At 72.4% G+C, this 14,369-nt stretch carries 14 protein-coding genes; 1 reads left to right on the top strand and 13 read right to left on the bottom strand.

Annotated features, from left to right (window positions below):
* Positions 1 to 31: 31 nt before the first annotated feature.
* Positions 32 to 790 (bottom strand): trypsin-like serine protease, encoded by a 759-nt coding sequence (locus AB0G50_RS17380; protein ID WP_360108959.1) that lies wholly within the window; start codon positions 788 to 790, stop codon positions 32 to 34.
* Positions 791 to 1,028: 238 nt separating this feature from the next.
* Between AB0G50_RS17380 and AB0G50_RS17375 the strand changes: the two genes are divergently transcribed.
* Positions 1,029 to 1,964, top strand: a complete 936-nt coding sequence (locus AB0G50_RS17375; protein ID WP_360108956.1) for a hypothetical protein — start codon at positions 1,029 to 1,031, stop codon at positions 1,962 to 1,964.
* Positions 1,965 to 2,017: 53 nt separating this feature from the next.
* On the opposite strand, the gene AB0G50_RS17370 is transcribed toward AB0G50_RS17375, so the two are convergent.
* The 12 genes from AB0G50_RS17370 to AB0G50_RS17315 form a co-directional block, all read right to left on the bottom strand.
* Positions 2,018 to 2,290 carry a hypothetical protein gene (locus AB0G50_RS17370; RefSeq protein ID WP_360108953.1) on the bottom strand — a complete coding sequence of 91 codons (273 nt, stop codon included), beginning with the start codon at positions 2,288 to 2,290 and terminating at the stop codon, positions 2,018 to 2,020.
* Between the two features lie 399 nt (positions 2,291 to 2,689).
* Entirely contained in the window at positions 2,690 to 4,177 is a 1,488-nt protein-coding gene (locus AB0G50_RS17365) for an aldehyde dehydrogenase family protein (protein WP_360108950.1), read from the bottom strand.
* 11 nt (positions 4,178 to 4,188) lie between these two features.
* Positions 4,189 to 4,584 (bottom strand): cupin domain-containing protein, encoded by a 396-nt coding sequence (locus AB0G50_RS17360; RefSeq protein ID WP_360108947.1) that lies wholly within the window; start codon positions 4,582 to 4,584, stop codon positions 4,189 to 4,191.
* On the bottom strand, positions 4,581 to 5,675 hold the full coding sequence (locus AB0G50_RS17355; RefSeq protein WP_360108944.1) for a tryptophan dimethylallyltransferase family protein: 1,095 nt from the start codon (positions 5,673 to 5,675) through the stop codon (positions 4,581 to 4,583). The genes AB0G50_RS17360 and AB0G50_RS17355 overlap by 4 nt, the downstream gene beginning before the upstream one ends.
* Before the next feature lie 342 nt (positions 5,676 to 6,017).
* On the bottom strand, positions 6,018 to 6,314 hold the full coding sequence (locus tag AB0G50_RS17350) for a hypothetical protein (RefSeq protein ID WP_360108941.1): 297 nt from the start codon (positions 6,312 to 6,314) through the stop codon (positions 6,018 to 6,020).
* A 164-nt stretch (positions 6,315 to 6,478) separates the two neighbouring features.
* Positions 6,479 to 8,272: a DUF262 domain-containing protein gene (locus AB0G50_RS17345; RefSeq protein ID WP_360108938.1), complete on the bottom strand. Its 1,794-nt coding sequence runs from the start codon at positions 8,270 to 8,272 to the stop codon at positions 6,479 to 6,481.
* A gap of 94 nt (positions 8,273 to 8,366) precedes the next feature.
* Entirely contained in the window at positions 8,367 to 9,395 is a 1,029-nt protein-coding gene (locus AB0G50_RS17340; RefSeq protein WP_360108935.1) for an HtaA domain-containing protein, read from the bottom strand.
* Entirely contained in the window at positions 9,392 to 10,450 is a 1,059-nt protein-coding gene (locus AB0G50_RS17335) for a hypothetical protein (RefSeq protein WP_360108932.1), read from the bottom strand. Before AB0G50_RS17335 ends, AB0G50_RS17340 begins: the two co-directional genes overlap by 4 nt.
* Positions 10,438 to 11,226, bottom strand: a complete 789-nt coding sequence (locus tag AB0G50_RS17330) for a heme ABC transporter ATP-binding protein (protein ID WP_360108929.1) — start codon at positions 11,224 to 11,226, stop codon at positions 10,438 to 10,440. The genes AB0G50_RS17335 and AB0G50_RS17330 overlap by 13 nt, the downstream gene beginning before the upstream one ends.
* A complete protein-coding gene (locus AB0G50_RS17325; protein WP_360108926.1) occupies positions 11,223 to 12,272 on the bottom strand; it encodes an iron ABC transporter permease in 1,050 nt (349 codons plus the stop codon). The genes AB0G50_RS17330 and AB0G50_RS17325 overlap by 4 nt, the downstream gene beginning before the upstream one ends.
* Positions 12,269 to 13,327, bottom strand: coding sequence for an ABC transporter substrate-binding protein (locus AB0G50_RS17320; protein ID WP_360108923.1), 1,059 nt, complete (start codon positions 13,325 to 13,327; stop codon positions 12,269 to 12,271). The genes AB0G50_RS17325 and AB0G50_RS17320 overlap by 4 nt, the downstream gene beginning before the upstream one ends.
* A partial coding sequence (locus tag AB0G50_RS17315) for a DUF916 domain-containing protein (protein ID WP_360108920.1) occupies positions 13,327 to 14,369 on the bottom strand: 1,043 nt, incomplete at its 5' end. The genes AB0G50_RS17320 and AB0G50_RS17315, both read right to left, overlap by 1 nt.

The following is a 14,369-nucleotide window of genomic DNA, read 5'->3' as shown; positions in this document are numbered from 1 at the left end:
CGGGGAGTCCCGCGGCACGACCTGGTGATCATCAGACGCCGGAGATCTGGCGGATCCAGCTGCGGGCCGCGCCGACCGAGGCGTAGTCGGTGACCGTGGAGCGGTTGCTGGTGGAGGCGACGCCGACCTGGATTCCCTTGTCCAGCATGGGACCGCCGGAGTCGCCGCCCGCGACCGCGCCGTTGGGGGTGCGGGCCTGGATGGACGGACCGCCGACGTAGTCCTGGGAGTTGACGCTGGAGATGGTCACCTCCGCCTTCTTCAGCACCGGGGACTGGTTCTGGCCCTCGTTGTCCTTGCTGGTCGAGCCCCAGCCGTAGACGGTGGCCGCGTCGTTGACCCTGGCGTCGCCGGTGCCGGACGCCAGCTTCGCGAACGTGGTGCCGCCGTTGGCGTTGAGCTTGAGCAGGGCCAGGTCGCCGCTGCCGTAGGTGTAGACCGCCGACGCCTTGACGTGCGTGCCGCCGTTGGACTGGTTCGACCCGACGTACAGGTCGATGTCGGAGATCTGGCGGTTGTTGCTGTCGAACACGCAGTGCCGGGCGGTCAGCACCCAGCGCGCCGCGATGAGCGTGCTGGTGCAGAAGTAGGTGTAGGTGCCCGAGTGGCCGTTGAACCTGGTGATGTAGCCCGGGTTCTGGGCCGTGCTGCCGCCGATGATGGCGGGCGACGTGCCCGTCGGCGTCGTCGGCGCGGCGACGGCGGTGGCGGTGGTGAGCGCGCTCAGTGCGGTGACGCCGGCGGCGAGCAGGGTGGCCGCGCGGACGAGCCGCCCATGAGACTGACGCATGGGTTCTCCTTCGGATGACCCGCAGGGTGCAGGGTGCAGGGGTCCGGATCGGTGATCCGGTGGTACCGGACGAACGTAGATCGGCCGTCCGGCGGAGAAACCCCGCTGGAAGTAGCACGGTTTTCAACTGGAAACGACCCGGCGAAAGTCGGGTTGTGGCAAGAAGATCCGGCGTGATAGCACCAGACGTTCACGGAGGGTGGCGCCCCGGCTGCTCCCGGTGCGCGAACGAGGCGTCATGGCGATCATCAACCGACCCTGGCCGGGTCCGCACGAGCGGTTGGCCCGGGCGCTGGCACTGGGACCGTTCCACCACGCGCTGTCCCTGGCGATCGACCGCAGCGGCCTGAGCCTGGCACGGGTGCGGAACCGGCTCGACCTGGCGGGGGTTCCGGTCAGCGTCACGACGTTGAGCAACTGGCGGTGCGGCCGGACGGTGCCCACCCGCGGTGGCTCGCGCCGGGCGGTCGAGGTCCTGGAGGCGGTGCTCGGGCTGCCGCAAGGGTCGCTGACCGCGCTGCTCGACCACGCCGAACCGCACCACGCCGACCTCCCGCGCCGCGTCGTGGGCGGGGAACGCTTGTGGGGCAACCGAAGCGGCGTGCTCCCGCTGCTCGCCGACCTCAGCGGGAGCCGGGACCTCCCGCTCGTCATCCTCGACCTGTGCGAGTCGGTGGAGGTCGACGCCGACCGCCTCCAGCGCCGGCACCGCGTCCGCGAGGTGGTGCGCGCGGTCGCCGACGACGCCCGCACGCGCGTCGTCCCCGCGCGCGGCGGCCCGGGGCGGGCACCGCGGCTGATCACCACCCGGTACTGCGCGCCGGGACGCGTCGAAACCCTGCCGGAGCAGGGGTTCACGATCATGGAACTGGTCCTGCCCCGTGCGCTCGCGAGGGGTGAGACGGCGATCGTGGAGTACGAGTACGACTACACCGACGACCGGCCGGACACCACGATCAACCGGTTGTTCCGCTACCCGATCCGCACCCACCTGCTGGAAATCCGGTTCACGCCGGGGGCGCTTCCGGTTTCCTGCCGGTCGTTCAGCCGCACCTCGTTCTCGGCGCCCGAACGCGATGTGGCGGACGTGTTCTTCGCTGCCGGCACACCGGCGCACGTGTTCTCCACCGACGTGTCACCCGGAATTCGCGGAGTCGCCTGGGACTGGGCGTAGCGGAAAATCCCGGCACGCTCGTACCGGGGATTTTCCGCAGCGATACCGCCGGCTCAGGAAAAGCCGACGCAGGCGTAGCCGTTCTCGGCCCAGAAGGTCGGCGTGACCTTGAACCACCCGGTGCCGCACACGTACAGGCCGGTGCCGCCCCAGTCCTGGTTGATGGGCACGGTGAACCCGGTGGACGAGGGCGAGTCCCCGTTGGAGTAGTTGAAGTAGGGGCTGGCCAGCTGGAAGTGGCCGTAGAACGGGGCGCAGTTGTTGTCCACCCTGGCCGAGTTCACGTGCCAGCTCACCGGGCCGGTGCGGGTGTAGTCGACGGACACCTTGACGCACTTGTTCGCCGCTTCACCGCTGGCGTTCGCAGCGGGTGCCGCGACCACCGAGATTCCCGCGAAGGCCAGCGCCGCGAACGCACTCGCCGCAATTTTCCGCGCAATGGACAAGACTCCACGCCTTTCGATTCGGGGGGCGGCCGAATGCGCGAACCCGCAATCGACCGCAGTCCCCCGGCCCGCGCGGCGCCGAATTCGGCGCCCCGACGAGCGTATCGCCGCCGACCGGGTTCGTCTCTACTCTTTCCGGTCGCACCTGGTGTCCTCGCGGAGGTACCGCTACTGCGCCTGCCGCACACCGCCGTCGACCGGTTGCCGGTAATTGCCGGCACCCCCTACAAAGGCCCGGTCCCGATTCCCCGGCACCCGGTCGACCCGGTGCCGCCGTGCTCAGTGCCCGGTGAGCCGGATGGCGCCCTGGATCTCGCCCTCGGCCGCGCCGTGGGGCAACTGGATGGCCTTGAGCTCCAGGAACTCGCCGAGGCCGTGCGGACCGCACTGGCGACCGAAACCGGACTGCTTGAAGCCACCGAACGGCGCGGTGAAATTCAGCGGCGCGCCGTTGACGTCCACCTGGCCGGTGCGCACGCGGCGGGCCACCTCCAGCGCCCGCGCGTCGCTCGCCGACCAGACCGCGCCGTGCAGGCCGTAGTCGGACTCGTTGGCCATCCGCACCGCGTCGTCGGCGTCCTCGTAGGCGATGATCGACAGCACCGGGCCGAAGATCTCCTCCCGCGCGATGGTCATGTCGTTGCGCACGTTGGCGAACACCGTCGGGCGGATGTAGTGGCCGCGCTCCAGGTCCGACGGGCGGTCCGGGCCGCCGGCGACCAGGTCCGCGCCCTCCTCCCGGCCGAGTTCGACGTAGCGCCGCACCCGCTGGAGCGCGGCCTCGGACACCAGCGGTCCGACGGCGGTCTCCGGGTCGCGGGGATCGCCGACCCGGTAGCCGTCGGCGAACTTCGCGGCCAGCGCGGCGGCCTCGTCGTGCCGCGCGCGGGGCACGAACATCCGGCTCCAGGCGAGGCAGGTCTGGCCGCTGTTGAGGCTGATCTGGTCGACGCCGATCCGCACGCACTGCTCGAGGTCGGCGTCGTCCAGGATGATGTTGGCGCTCTTGCCGCCCAGCTCCAGGTGCACCCGCTTGACGGTGCGCGCGGCGACCTCGGCGACCCGGCGGCCGGCGCGGGTCGACCCGGTGAGGGTGACCATGTCGACGCCGGGGTGGGCGGCCAGCGCCTCGCCGACGGTGGGGCCGTCGCCGCTGAGCAGGTTGAACACGCCGGGCGGCAGGTCGCACTCGGCCAGCACGTCGGCCAGCAGAAAGGCGTTGAGCGGGGTGATCTCGCTGGGCTTGAGGACCACCGTGCAGCCGGCGGCCAGCGCGGGCACGACCTTCTGCACGATCAGCGCCAGCGGCAGGTTCCACGGGGTGATGCAGGCGACCACGCCGGTGGGCTCCCGCAGCACCAGCGACGAACCGAGCCGCTCCTCGAACCGGTGGCCGGGCAGCAGGTCGAGGTAGGAGCGCACGGTGTCGACGGCGAACCCGAACTGGAGGAACCGGGCGACCGTCAGCGGCGCGCCGACCTCCAGCGACAGGGTTTCGGTGAACACCTCGGCCCGCTTCCGCAGGCCGTCCAGCAGGGCTGCGAGGGCCTGGATCCGTTGCGACAACGGGGTTGTCGACCAGCGGGGGAACGCGGCGGCGGCAGCGGCCACCGCGCGGTCGACGTCGGCGGCGGTCGCGGCGGGCACGCTGCCGACCACCTGCTCGGTGCTGGGGTCGGACACCGCGAACTCGGCGGAGCCCGCGGGGGTACGCCAGTCGCCGTCGATCCAGAGGGCGTGGCGGGTGGTGTGCGCGGTGGTGGTCATGGGTCGGCTCCTCAAGCCTCGTCGGGATCCGGGAGCAGCACGACGCTCTCCTGCTCGTGGGGGTCGGTGCGCGCGATGATCGCCACGAGGTGCTCGGTGGTGCTGGGGTTGATCGCCTGGTGCGGCACACCGGCCGGGATGTAGACGAAGTCGCCCGGGTTCGCGGTGACGCGCTTGGCCAGGTCCGCGCCGTAGCGGCCTTCCGCCACGCCGGAGATCACGTAGATCGCCGACTCGTGGCCGTCGTGCCGGTGCGGGTTGTCCCTGGCGCCGGGCGGGATGCGCACGAGGTGCATGCACAAACCCCGTGAGCCGGCCGTTTCCGTCGAGATGCCCGCGAAGAACGCGTGCCCCTGTTTGCCTTCGTAGGTCTGCCCGGAGGGCACCACCACGATCTCGTCGGTCATGCGCTTTCCTCTCCACTGCCTGGTCGCGGCACGCCGCCGAACGCGCCGGTCGCGAAGTACACGGAGACGCGGGGGTCCGCGCCACCGCGGTACCCGACGTAGGTCTGCACCCGCGAGGTGGCGGGCGATCCGACCGCGAGCGCGTCGAGCGCGGCCAGGTAGGACGTCGGGTCGACGCCGGTCGCGCGCAGCAGCGCCGTGACCCGCCCGGCCGCGACGGCGTCGTCGGACACGTTGGGGCACAAGGGGAAATAGGAGACCGTCGACCGGGGAACGGGGTCGCCCGGCCGGAAGACCAGCGCGGTGATCGGCGGTTTGCCCGGGTACGGGCCGTCGGTACCGAGGAGCTCCCGGCACAGCCGCGCGACGCTGCCCGGCTCGTGCTCGGCGGCGCACGCGGCGAACCGCTCGATCCCGGCCGCGTCGACGCCGGCGTGCGTGAAGTAGACCTTGACGCGGGCCCGGTCGCGCGGCACCAGGTCCAGGGCGAACAGGGTCGGCGCCCGGTCGCCGTGGTCGCGGGCGTACCGGTCGGCCGCCACCGTCCACGCCGGACCGATGCCCAGTCGTCCGGCCGCCTCGGCGAGCACCTTCCCGGCGAGGTCGACGCCGTGCGCCCGCGGGTTGAGGTAGGCCTTGAACCACGGCGTGCCGTCCTCGTCCCACAGGACCGCGTCGAGCACGCTGAACGGACCTTCCGGTCGTGGTGCGAGGAACAGGTCCTCGACCTGGAGGTAGTCGTCGAGCACGACACCGGGGTGCCGGGCCAGGTCCCTCGTCGCGGCAACCGAGGTGTCCTGATTGGACTCGGGCGTGGGCGGCGTTCCCAGCGGCTCGTAGTAGGCCCGGACCTCGACGCCGCGACGTGACCACGCCACACCCAGTTCCAGCGGCGCGCCGTCGCTGGAGGCGTAGGAGAAGTGCCCGCCCAGGCCGGTGACCGGGTCACCGCCCCACGGGGACACCAATGCGCGCAACCGCTCGACCATCCGGGCCCGCCGACCGGGTTCGAACTCCAGCGCGGTCAGCGCCCGGTCGAGCCCGGCGCACCCGAGATCGGCGTAGGAGGTGGGCGGATTCCCGGCGGTCACCGGGAAATCCCTTGGTGTCGGGGACTCGGCCACGCGCCCCGTCGTCCGGGCACGCCGAACAGCAACAACGACATCGTCACCAGGATCACCACTTCGATCGCGGCTCTCGCCGACGGTCAGGTGGAACGCGTGCTTCCGCTGCTCTGTCCACAGTGGCGTCCGGGCGGGCCCCGGCGCCACACCGCTTGAGGCATACGAATCCTGCGGTGGCCCGGGGCGGGCGTCAATGATGCGCCGGTGAACATATCCACGCCGCGCGGGGTCGCCCGCCCGGCGCGGTGCTGAACGAATCGGCCGCGCCCGCCGGCGGGCGACCCGCGCGGAACAACCTCGCTTTTCGGCCTATTGCCCCGAAATCACCCGACGGTCGGCCGCGATCAGGAACGGCGCGGTGCCGCGAGGCCGAGGAGGCCGCAGCCGTAGGCCGGTCGGGATCACGAAGCCGTGCCGCTCGCCCTTGCCGCAGAGCCAGGCGACCTGCGCCTCCGCCGTGCGGTGGGCGACGTCGGAGGCGATCCGGTCGCTCACGGTCGTCAGCGCGGCCGGCGCCGGCCCGGCACCCACCCCGAGCCGCACCCGGGCCCACTCCCACTCACCCGGGTCGCGCAGTCCGAGTGCGCGCGCGACGTCGACCACCATGGCGTCCCGCCACCGCCGCCGCGATCTCGGCCGCGTCCCCCGAGACCGCGAAGGCCGTGCGCAACTCGCCGAGACAGGTGGGTCCGAGCAACACCGGCAACAACTCCCCGGCCACGGCTGCGATGTCCAGGAGGTGGCCGAGGAAGCGCCCGACGTCCCCTCGATCAGGAATCGACCTGGTCGACGTCGATCTGCGGGTCCTTGCCCATCGCCTCACCGACGAGCCGGAGGAGGGCGTCCTGCCGGGCGCTCATCGCGGCGTCGAAGTCGTCGCGGCGCAGCGCGATCGCCGAGATCAGGTGCGACTGCACGTTCCGGTCGACCTGTCCCGGGGTGGTGTCCGCGGTCCTGGTCAGGCCGCGGAGGTAGACGGACGGTGCGCGACCGCCGATGAGCCGGTTGGTGCGAGCGGTCAGCGGGGTCTTGTTCAGGATCGAGTTGTAGTCGCCGGGCACGATGCCGCGCCTCTCGCACCAGACCTTGGGGAACACGTGGTGGATGTCGACCGCGTTGTCGAAGTAGTTCTCGTCCGACATGTCCGATCCGGTGCCCCAGTCCACCGGGCCGGCCTGGAGCAACAGCGCGTAGATCCCCTTGTAGGCGGCGGAACCCCGGGTTCGCAGGGACCGGAGGCGGCTGGCGAAGAACTGGGCCTCCTGAACGGTGCGGGGTTCTCCGCCCCGGCCGGTCACCCAGGCGACGACCTCGGGCACGTCACGCGCGAACCGGGTTTCCGTGGTGCCGCCGTACAGTTCGCCGAACACGCCGGACCAGTACCAGCGGGAGATCTTCCTCCGCGCGCCGACCGTCTCGGCCTTGCCTCCCAGCAGGGCGAAGATCGCCGCCAGCGGGATGAGTTGGCTGCCGTAGGGCAGGAACCGGGTGTCGAAGATGTGCTGCGAGTGCAGGAACTGCGCGGCCGACTTGAATCCGCCGGTCACGGTGGGCGCCCACTTGCGGTACTCGCTCAAGGCGAGGTTGAGCATGTCGGCCCGTCGACAACCGATGCGCGGGGCGGCGATCTCGTCCCGGCCGCCCTCGACAGCGGCCTGGTGGCGCTCGTGCGTGGCCAACAGGGTCACCGCCTGGAGGAAGTCGGTGTTGGCGACCTCGGCGAGAATGCGGTACGGGCCACCGCTCCACTGCGCCCGACGGTCGACCCAGTCACGGCGCAGGTCGAAGTCGTCGGCGGCGAACGTCGCGGTCAACAGCTCGAAGACGGTCAGGGTCACCCCGCCGGTGTTGACCTTCTCGAAGACCTGGCACACGGCCTGGCGAGGCGTGCTCTTGCCCAGTTCGATCACCGGCAACTGGTACTGCTCGAACCGCCGGACCACCGCCTCGTGGAACCTGCTCCACAACGTCAGGTTCTCCTGCTGCCGCTCGGGCGAGTGCTGGACGAACCCCATCATCCACTGCATCGAGTTGAACACCGCCGTGCACGGGAACATGCGGTTCGCGTACTCCTGCTCCGGCGAGGACAGGTCCACCAGGGCGTGCCCCCGGAAGTCCACCCGGACCTTGCTCTCCGGGACGAAGACCACCGCGTCCTCGCGATCCCCGTCCCCGAGGAGGGCCTTCTCCATGTCGATGTAGAACCAACCGCGCGTGGCTTTGTTGCGGACGTCGTGGGTCTTCACCGACGAGTCGCTGAACAGCGACTGGTAGAGCGAGGTCAGTCGCTGCTGCCCGTCCAGGATCAACCGGTCGGGTACGGCGACGGAGTGGGGCGCTCCTTCGACTGGCCTGGTCTTGAAACGGACATCGCCGCCCTGCTTCAGCATCATCACGGTCCCGGCCGGATAACCGAGCGAGATCGACGCGATCAGGGCGACGATGTTGCGGTCGGGCCAGACCCAGCCCCGCTGGAACTCGGGTAACTGCGCCTCTCCCTTGTCCACCTGGGTGAGCAGGTCCTTCAGGAACTCCTTCTCGATGCCGAAGGACTCGACGCCCATGTGCATTCTCCCCTCCGCGGTGCCGTCGACGGCAGTATCGCGCGGTCGGGGGAAAAGGTTTCGCCCATTGGCACGGCGATCGGCTGGTACCTCGTCATGTGTCGCGGTGGGCCGGGCGGTAGGTGGCGAGGAGGAGGGCCAGGCCCGAGAGGAGGACCACCACGCCTGCCCACAGGGTGTGTTCGGCGTCGACGCCGGTGTACGCGAGCGCGGTCGTGGGGGTGGTCGGGCGGTAGACGGCTTCCGGGATCAGGGAGTCGGTGCCGCCGGTCGCCGGTGGGGTGGTGGGGTTCGCGGTCGGTGGGGCGGTCGGGGTGGTGGCGCAGTCGGCTCCCAGGTTCAGGGTGACCGGGTCCAGGTCGGTTCCCGCCTGGTAGAAGCCCGCGAAGGCCTCGGCGCTGGTCAACGTCGCCGGGACGGCGGGCCAGGTCAGGAGGCCGTCGGTCGGGATCGCCGCCGGGGCGGTCAGGTGGGCCAGGTCCACGTCGGGGAGGTTGGTCGGCTGGGCCGGTGCGCCCTGGGTGGCCTTCAGCTCCACGTCGGCGTACAGGGTCGTCGCGCCGTTCGCGGTGGTGACCCACGGGTCCGAGAGCAGCAGGGTGAAGAAGTGCGTCGGGTAGGCGAAGGTCACCGTGCCCCGGTAGCGGACCGTGAAGGTCGTCGGCGAGGTGTAGTCCGCCGAGTCGAACGTGAACCGGTACGCGCCCGTCGGGACACCGGTCGGGTTGGGCACGCCGTCGCGGACCACCTCGTCCAGGGCGGTGATCGTGGCGCCGTCGGTCGCGGTGATGGAGTTGCCGGTGGCGCCGGCCAGGCCCACGCCCACGTACTGGCGGAAGCTCTTCTTGAAGCCCCACACCAGGTCGCCCTGCCGGGCGTTCGCCGCGGTCAGGTCGCAACCGGGGGCGGCGGTGGTCGTGGTCGTCGTCGTCTCGGCGGCGGCCCGCGCCGGGGGCGCGGTGGTGGTGGTGGTCGTCGTCGTCGTCCGAGGCGGCACGGTGGTGGTCGTCGTCGGGGCGACCGTCGTGGTCGTGGGCGGTGGCGTGGTCGTGGTGACCGGGGTGGTGGTCGTCGGGCCTTGCGCGGCCAGGAACAGCAGGCTCGCGATGACGGGGATGCTCATGCCTTTGCCTTCTTCCGCTTGCGCAGCACGACGACGGCCACGACCACGATCACGAGGAGCACGCCGGCCGCGGCGGGCCACCAGCGCGTCGGGGACTGCTGCTCGGCCACCGCGGCCGGGGCGGCGACCGGGGTGGCGGCCGCGGACACGGTCAGCGCGACCGTGCCGACCGCACCCGACGTCGACCCGGTGAACTGCAACGCGTGCGCGCCCGCCGGCACGTCCGCCGGGATCGCCGCGGTGTAGGCGACGGCGCCGGCCGCGTCCGCCTTGGCCGGCGCGAGGAACAGCTTCTGCTCGCCCAGCACGACGGTCACCTGCTCGTCGGCGGCGAACCCGGACCCGGTGACCGGCACCGTGCCACCGGCCGCGACCGCGCCGGAACCCGCCGTCAACGCCGCGGCACGGGCGGGCAGCGCGGCGGTGGCGGGAGGAGCCGCCGCCGTCGGAGCCGGCGCGCCGGTCGTCGGCACGGCCGCGGGCTGCGTCACCCGCGGTTGACCGGCGGGCGCGGCGAAGCGGATCGGGGTGAAGGTCTCGTTGGTGGGGTTGACCACGCCGTGCGCGCCGATGGTGATGATGCCGCAGGTCACCTTGGTGCAGTCGACCTCGGAGGTGGTGCCCGAGCGGTCGGCGGCGCGGAAGCGGGCGCCCGGGATGACCATCCGCGCGCTCCACGTGCCGTCCGCGGCCACCACGCCGCCGTTGGCGCTGCTCGCCGTGTCACCGCCGGGGAACGCGACGAACCGCTGGTAACCGTTGTTGTCCTTGGCCTCGCTGTCCTGCACGTACCGGTACGTCGCGCCGACCGCGCCGCCCTTGCTGGGCTGCCACGCGCCGTCCGCGACCCACCCGAACAGCACGTAGATCCCGCCGTGCGCCTTGGCGATGGACTGGAACCCGCTGCCGCCCACGTCGACCGGCGTCGCGTAGTCGGGGTCCGCGGTGGTCGCCGACACGCTCACCCGGGCCGCCGCGTCCGCCGTTCCCGGCAGCAGCGCCCCCGCGACGAGGACGGCGGCCGCCGCACCGAAGACCTTGGCTACGAAAGACACTCTTGCTCCTCTCGGGACCGCACGGGAAGCACGACGGGAACACCCGTGCGCGGGTGCGGGAAGACCTCGACGGGATGCCGGTACACGGCGGTGAGCAGCTCGGCGGTGCACACCTCGGCGGGCGGGCCGACGGCGGCGATCCGGCCCGCCTCGAGCACCGCCACCCGGTCCGCGTGCGCGGCGGCCAGGCCGAGGTCGTGCAGCACCACGAGCACGCCACCGCCGGCGCGCGCGTGCCGGTGTGCCAGCGCCAACACGAGTTCCTGGTGCCGCACGTCGAGCGCGGCGGTCGGCTCGTCCAGCAGCAACGCCGGTGTGCGCTGGGCGAGCACGCGGGCCAGCGCGACCCGGGCCTGCTCGCCGCCGGACAGCGTCGGGTACGCCCGGTCGGCCAGGTGCCCGACGCCGGTGGCGCGCAACGCGGCGTCGATCTCGGCCTCGTCGTCGTCCTCGGCCGGGGTGCCGTGCCACGGCGCGCGCCCCATCTCGACCACCGACCGCACGTCGAACGGGAACGAGACCGGGTTGTGCTGCGGCAGCACGGCCCTGCGCCGCGCGGCCTCGACGGGACGCCAGTCGCCGACGGGCACGCCGTCGAGCAGCACGCTCCCGTCGGCCTTCGGCAGGTCGCCCGCGAGCGCGGAGAGCAGCGTCGACTTGCCGGCGCCGTTGGGACCGACGAGCACGAGCACCTCGCCCGCCCGCAGTTCCAGCGACACGCCGTCGACCAGCGTGGCGCCGCCGATCCGCACCGTGAGGTCCGCGGCCGTGATCACGCCCAACCCCCTTCCCTGGTCCGGGTCCGGCGCAGCAGCCAGAAGAAGAACGGCCCGCCGATGAGCGCGGTGACCATGCCGATGGGCAGGTCCGCGTAGGCGACCGCGGTGCGCGCCGCCAGGTCCGCCGCGGCGAGCAGCACCGCGCCGCCGAGCAGCGAGGCGGGCACGAGCACCCGGTGCCCCGGTCCGACGACCAGCCGCACGAGGTGCGGCACGACGAGTCCGACGAACGAGATGATCCCGGCGTAGGACACCGCCGCGGACACCCCGACCGCCACCGCGCAGATCACCACGAGCCGCAGCCGTTCCACATCCACGCCCAGGTGCCTGGCCTGCCTGTCCCCCAACGAAAGCAGGTCGAGCCGGCGCGCCGCGGCCAGTGCCACCACCGCCGTGACGACCACGAGCGGCGCGACGACCCACACGTAGGACCACCGCGCGCCCGCGACGGAACCCAGTTGCCAGAACACGATCTGCTCGCGGGCGGCCTGGTCGCCGACGAACATCAGCAGCGCCACCACCGCGCCCGCGACCGCGTTGACCGCGACCCCGGTGAGGATCATCGACACGGTCCCGGTCCGACCGCCCGACCGGGACAGCGCGTACACCGCGAACGTGGTGATCAACCCGGCGACGAAGGCCGCGCCGGGCGTGGTGAACGCGCCGAGGAACGTCCAACCGAACACAATGGACAGACACGCGCCGACGGCCGCGCCCGAGGACACGCCGACGACACCGGGTTCGGCGAGCGGGTTGCCGAACGTGCCCTGCATCAACGCGCCGCACACCCCGAGGACCGCGCCGACGAGCAGCGACATCACCACGCGCGGGAAGCGCACGGCCCACAGGGCGCCCTCGGCGTACGGGTCGGCGAGCGGTCGGCCGGTCAGCGCCCGCAGCACGTCCGACACCGGCAGCCCGTACTGCCCGGCGCCCGCGGACACCAGCGCGACCACGACCAGTGCCATCAGCAGTGCCGCGAACAGCACGAACACCTTGGTGCGCCCGCGCTTGCGCACCGGGCTCACCTCGACGGCCGTCACGGCGCGTAGAGGGCTCGGGCGAGCCCGTCGAGCACGGCGGCGGTCTGCGGCCCGAAGCCGAGGATCTCGGTGTCGGCCATGTCGATGAACCGCCGGTGCTGGGCCGCGGGCGTCTGCGCCACACCGGGCACCGCCAGCGCGCCCTCGACACCGCCGACGGACTTGAGCCCGTTGGTCATCATCAGGATCACGTCCGGCTTCGACCTGGCCAACGCCTCGGCGTTGATCGGCCGCATGCCGTCGAGCCCGGCCTCGGTGGCCACGTCGACCGCGCCGAGCGCCCGGATCAGCGAGTCGGCGCCGGAACCCTTGCCGAACAGGTAGTACACGCCCGCCTGGCCGCGCATGTAGAGGAACACCACGCGGGGTTTGCGCGCCGGGTCGGACGGCGCGAGCCTGCCGATCTGGGCGATGGTGTCCGCGACCTCCTCCTCCATCCGCGCGGCCAACCGGTCGCCCGCCTCGGTGACGCCGAGCGCGGCGGCGACCGCGTGCACGATCGGCGTGTTGGTTTCCAGGCCCCGCGTGGGATCCAGCACGACGACGGGCACGCCGGCGTCGCGCAGCTGGAGCACCGCGTCCCACGGGCCGAGCGTGGTGTCCGTGAGCACGACGGTGGGCCGCAGGTTCAGGATCGCCTCGGCGTTGAGCTGGTGGCCGTTCACGGTGACGAGCGGGAGGTGTTGCGCGGCCGGGAAGCCGGTCGACACGTCCCGCCCGACCACGCGGTCGCCCAGCCCGAGGCCGAACACGGTGGCGGCGAGCGTGCCGGAGACGTCGAGCGCGAGGATCCGGCCGGTGTCGGTGACGGTGACCGAGGTGCCCTGGTTGTCGGTGACGGTCGCGGGCAGCTTCGGCGTCGGCGTGCCGATGGGCACGATGTCGTTGTGCGCCACCAAAGCCGTGGTCGGACCCTCGTGGTTGCGCGGGTCGGCCACCGGGGTCAGCTCGGACAGCGCCGGGCGGTCGCCCGCCTTCGCCGGTCCGCTCGATCCGCCGGGCGGCGTCGTGCACCCGGTGAGCACCAGCACCGCGACGAGCAGCAGCGCGCGCATCAGTCCTCCTTCGCCTTCAACGCGGTGGCGACGGCGGCGTCGATCCGGCGCTGTTCGGCGGCGGCCCTCGCCCGACCACGCGCGCGCAGTGCCAGCACGACGCAGAGCACCAGCAGCAGGCACACCGCGACCGACCACGGGATGGCGATCGCGGTCGAGGCCCCGGTCACCGCGGCCAGTTCCGCGCCACCGGGCACCGACGCCGTCACGGTGACCGCGGCGGCCAGCCGACCCGCGGGCAGCGACCCGACGGTGATCCTGCGGGTGACGCTCTCGCCGGGCAGCAGCTCGGGGATCGGCTCGACCGAGGCGTCCGCGCCGAACCAGCCGAACGGGCCGTCCACGCGCGCGGTGTGCTGCGCGGTGAGCCGGGTGTTGCCGGTGTTGACGACGGTGTAGTCGACGGTCGTGGTGCCCTTGCCGACCGGGTTGGGCGTGCCGTCGTAGGCCACCTTCAGGTCGCGGACCTCGACCGAGGGAGCCAGCGTGCCGGCGACGCGCAGGTGCATCCGGGCGCCGAGCCTGCGGTCCACCGTGATGCCGGACTCGGACTCGACGCGCAACGACGTGAGCACGCCGCCGCTGTGGTCGCCCGGCGTCGCGTCGGCGGGAACCGTGATGGTGAAAGGAACCGCGACCGTCTGTCCACCCGGGACGGTCACGGTGGGCGCGTCGAAGCGCACCCACGCGCCCGCGCCGGTCGACGGCTCGCCCGCCGCCTTGAGGTCGAGCTGACCCGACGAGGTCGTGAAGGCGTCGGCGGCGTACACGGCGAACGTCAGCGCCCGCTGCTCGTGGTTGCTCACCAGCAGCGAGTCGGTCACCGCGGCGCCGGGCGCGACGGAGTAGGCGAAGTTCGGCCGGTTCTCGCCGAGGGCGGAGTCGGCGGGGCGCACGCCCCAGGTGACGTTCTGCGCGGCGGCGAGGCCGGGAACGCCGAGGACGAGCAGGAGCGCGGCGGCGACGGCGGCGAGGATGCGGGTCATGGTGGGGTCCGTCCGGGGAAAGGCGGTCGTGGGCGTCGCCGTGCACGACGACGCCC

The organism is Actinosynnema sp. NPDC020468 (assembly GCF_040642015.1).
Taxonomy (GTDB): domain Bacteria; phylum Actinomycetota; class Actinomycetes; order Mycobacteriales; family Pseudonocardiaceae; genus Actinosynnema.
Note: the sequence above shows the minus strand (reverse complement) of the source record. Positions and strands in the feature narration are given on the sequence as shown.

Coding starts and splice junctions, on each gene's coding strand:
- AB0G50_RS17380 (WP_360108959.1), bottom strand. CDS start 790: ATGCGTCAGTCTCATGGGCGGCTCGTCCGCGCGGCCACCCTGCTCGCC.
- AB0G50_RS17375 (WP_360108956.1), top strand. CDS start 1,029: ATGGCGATCATCAACCGACCCTGGCCGGGTCCGCACGAGCGGTTGGCC.
- AB0G50_RS17365 (WP_360108950.1), bottom strand. CDS start 4,177: ATGACCACCACCGCGCACACCACCCGCCACGCCCTCTGGATCGACGGC.
- AB0G50_RS17360 (WP_360108947.1), bottom strand. CDS start 4,584: ATGACCGACGAGATCGTGGTGGTGCCCTCCGGGCAGACCTACGAAGGC.
- AB0G50_RS17350 (WP_360108941.1), bottom strand. CDS start 6,314: ATGGTGGTCGACGTCGCGCGCGCACTCGGACTGCGCGACCCGGGTGAG.
- AB0G50_RS17345 (WP_360108938.1), bottom strand. CDS start 8,272: ATGGGCGTCGAGTCCTTCGGCATCGAGAAGGAGTTCCTGAAGGACCTG.
- AB0G50_RS17340 (WP_360108935.1), bottom strand. CDS start 9,395: ATGAGCATCCCCGTCATCGCGAGCCTGCTGTTCCTGGCCGCGCAAGGC.
- AB0G50_RS17320 (WP_360108923.1), bottom strand. CDS start 13,327: ATGCGCGCGCTGCTGCTCGTCGCGGTGCTGGTGCTCACCGGGTGCACG.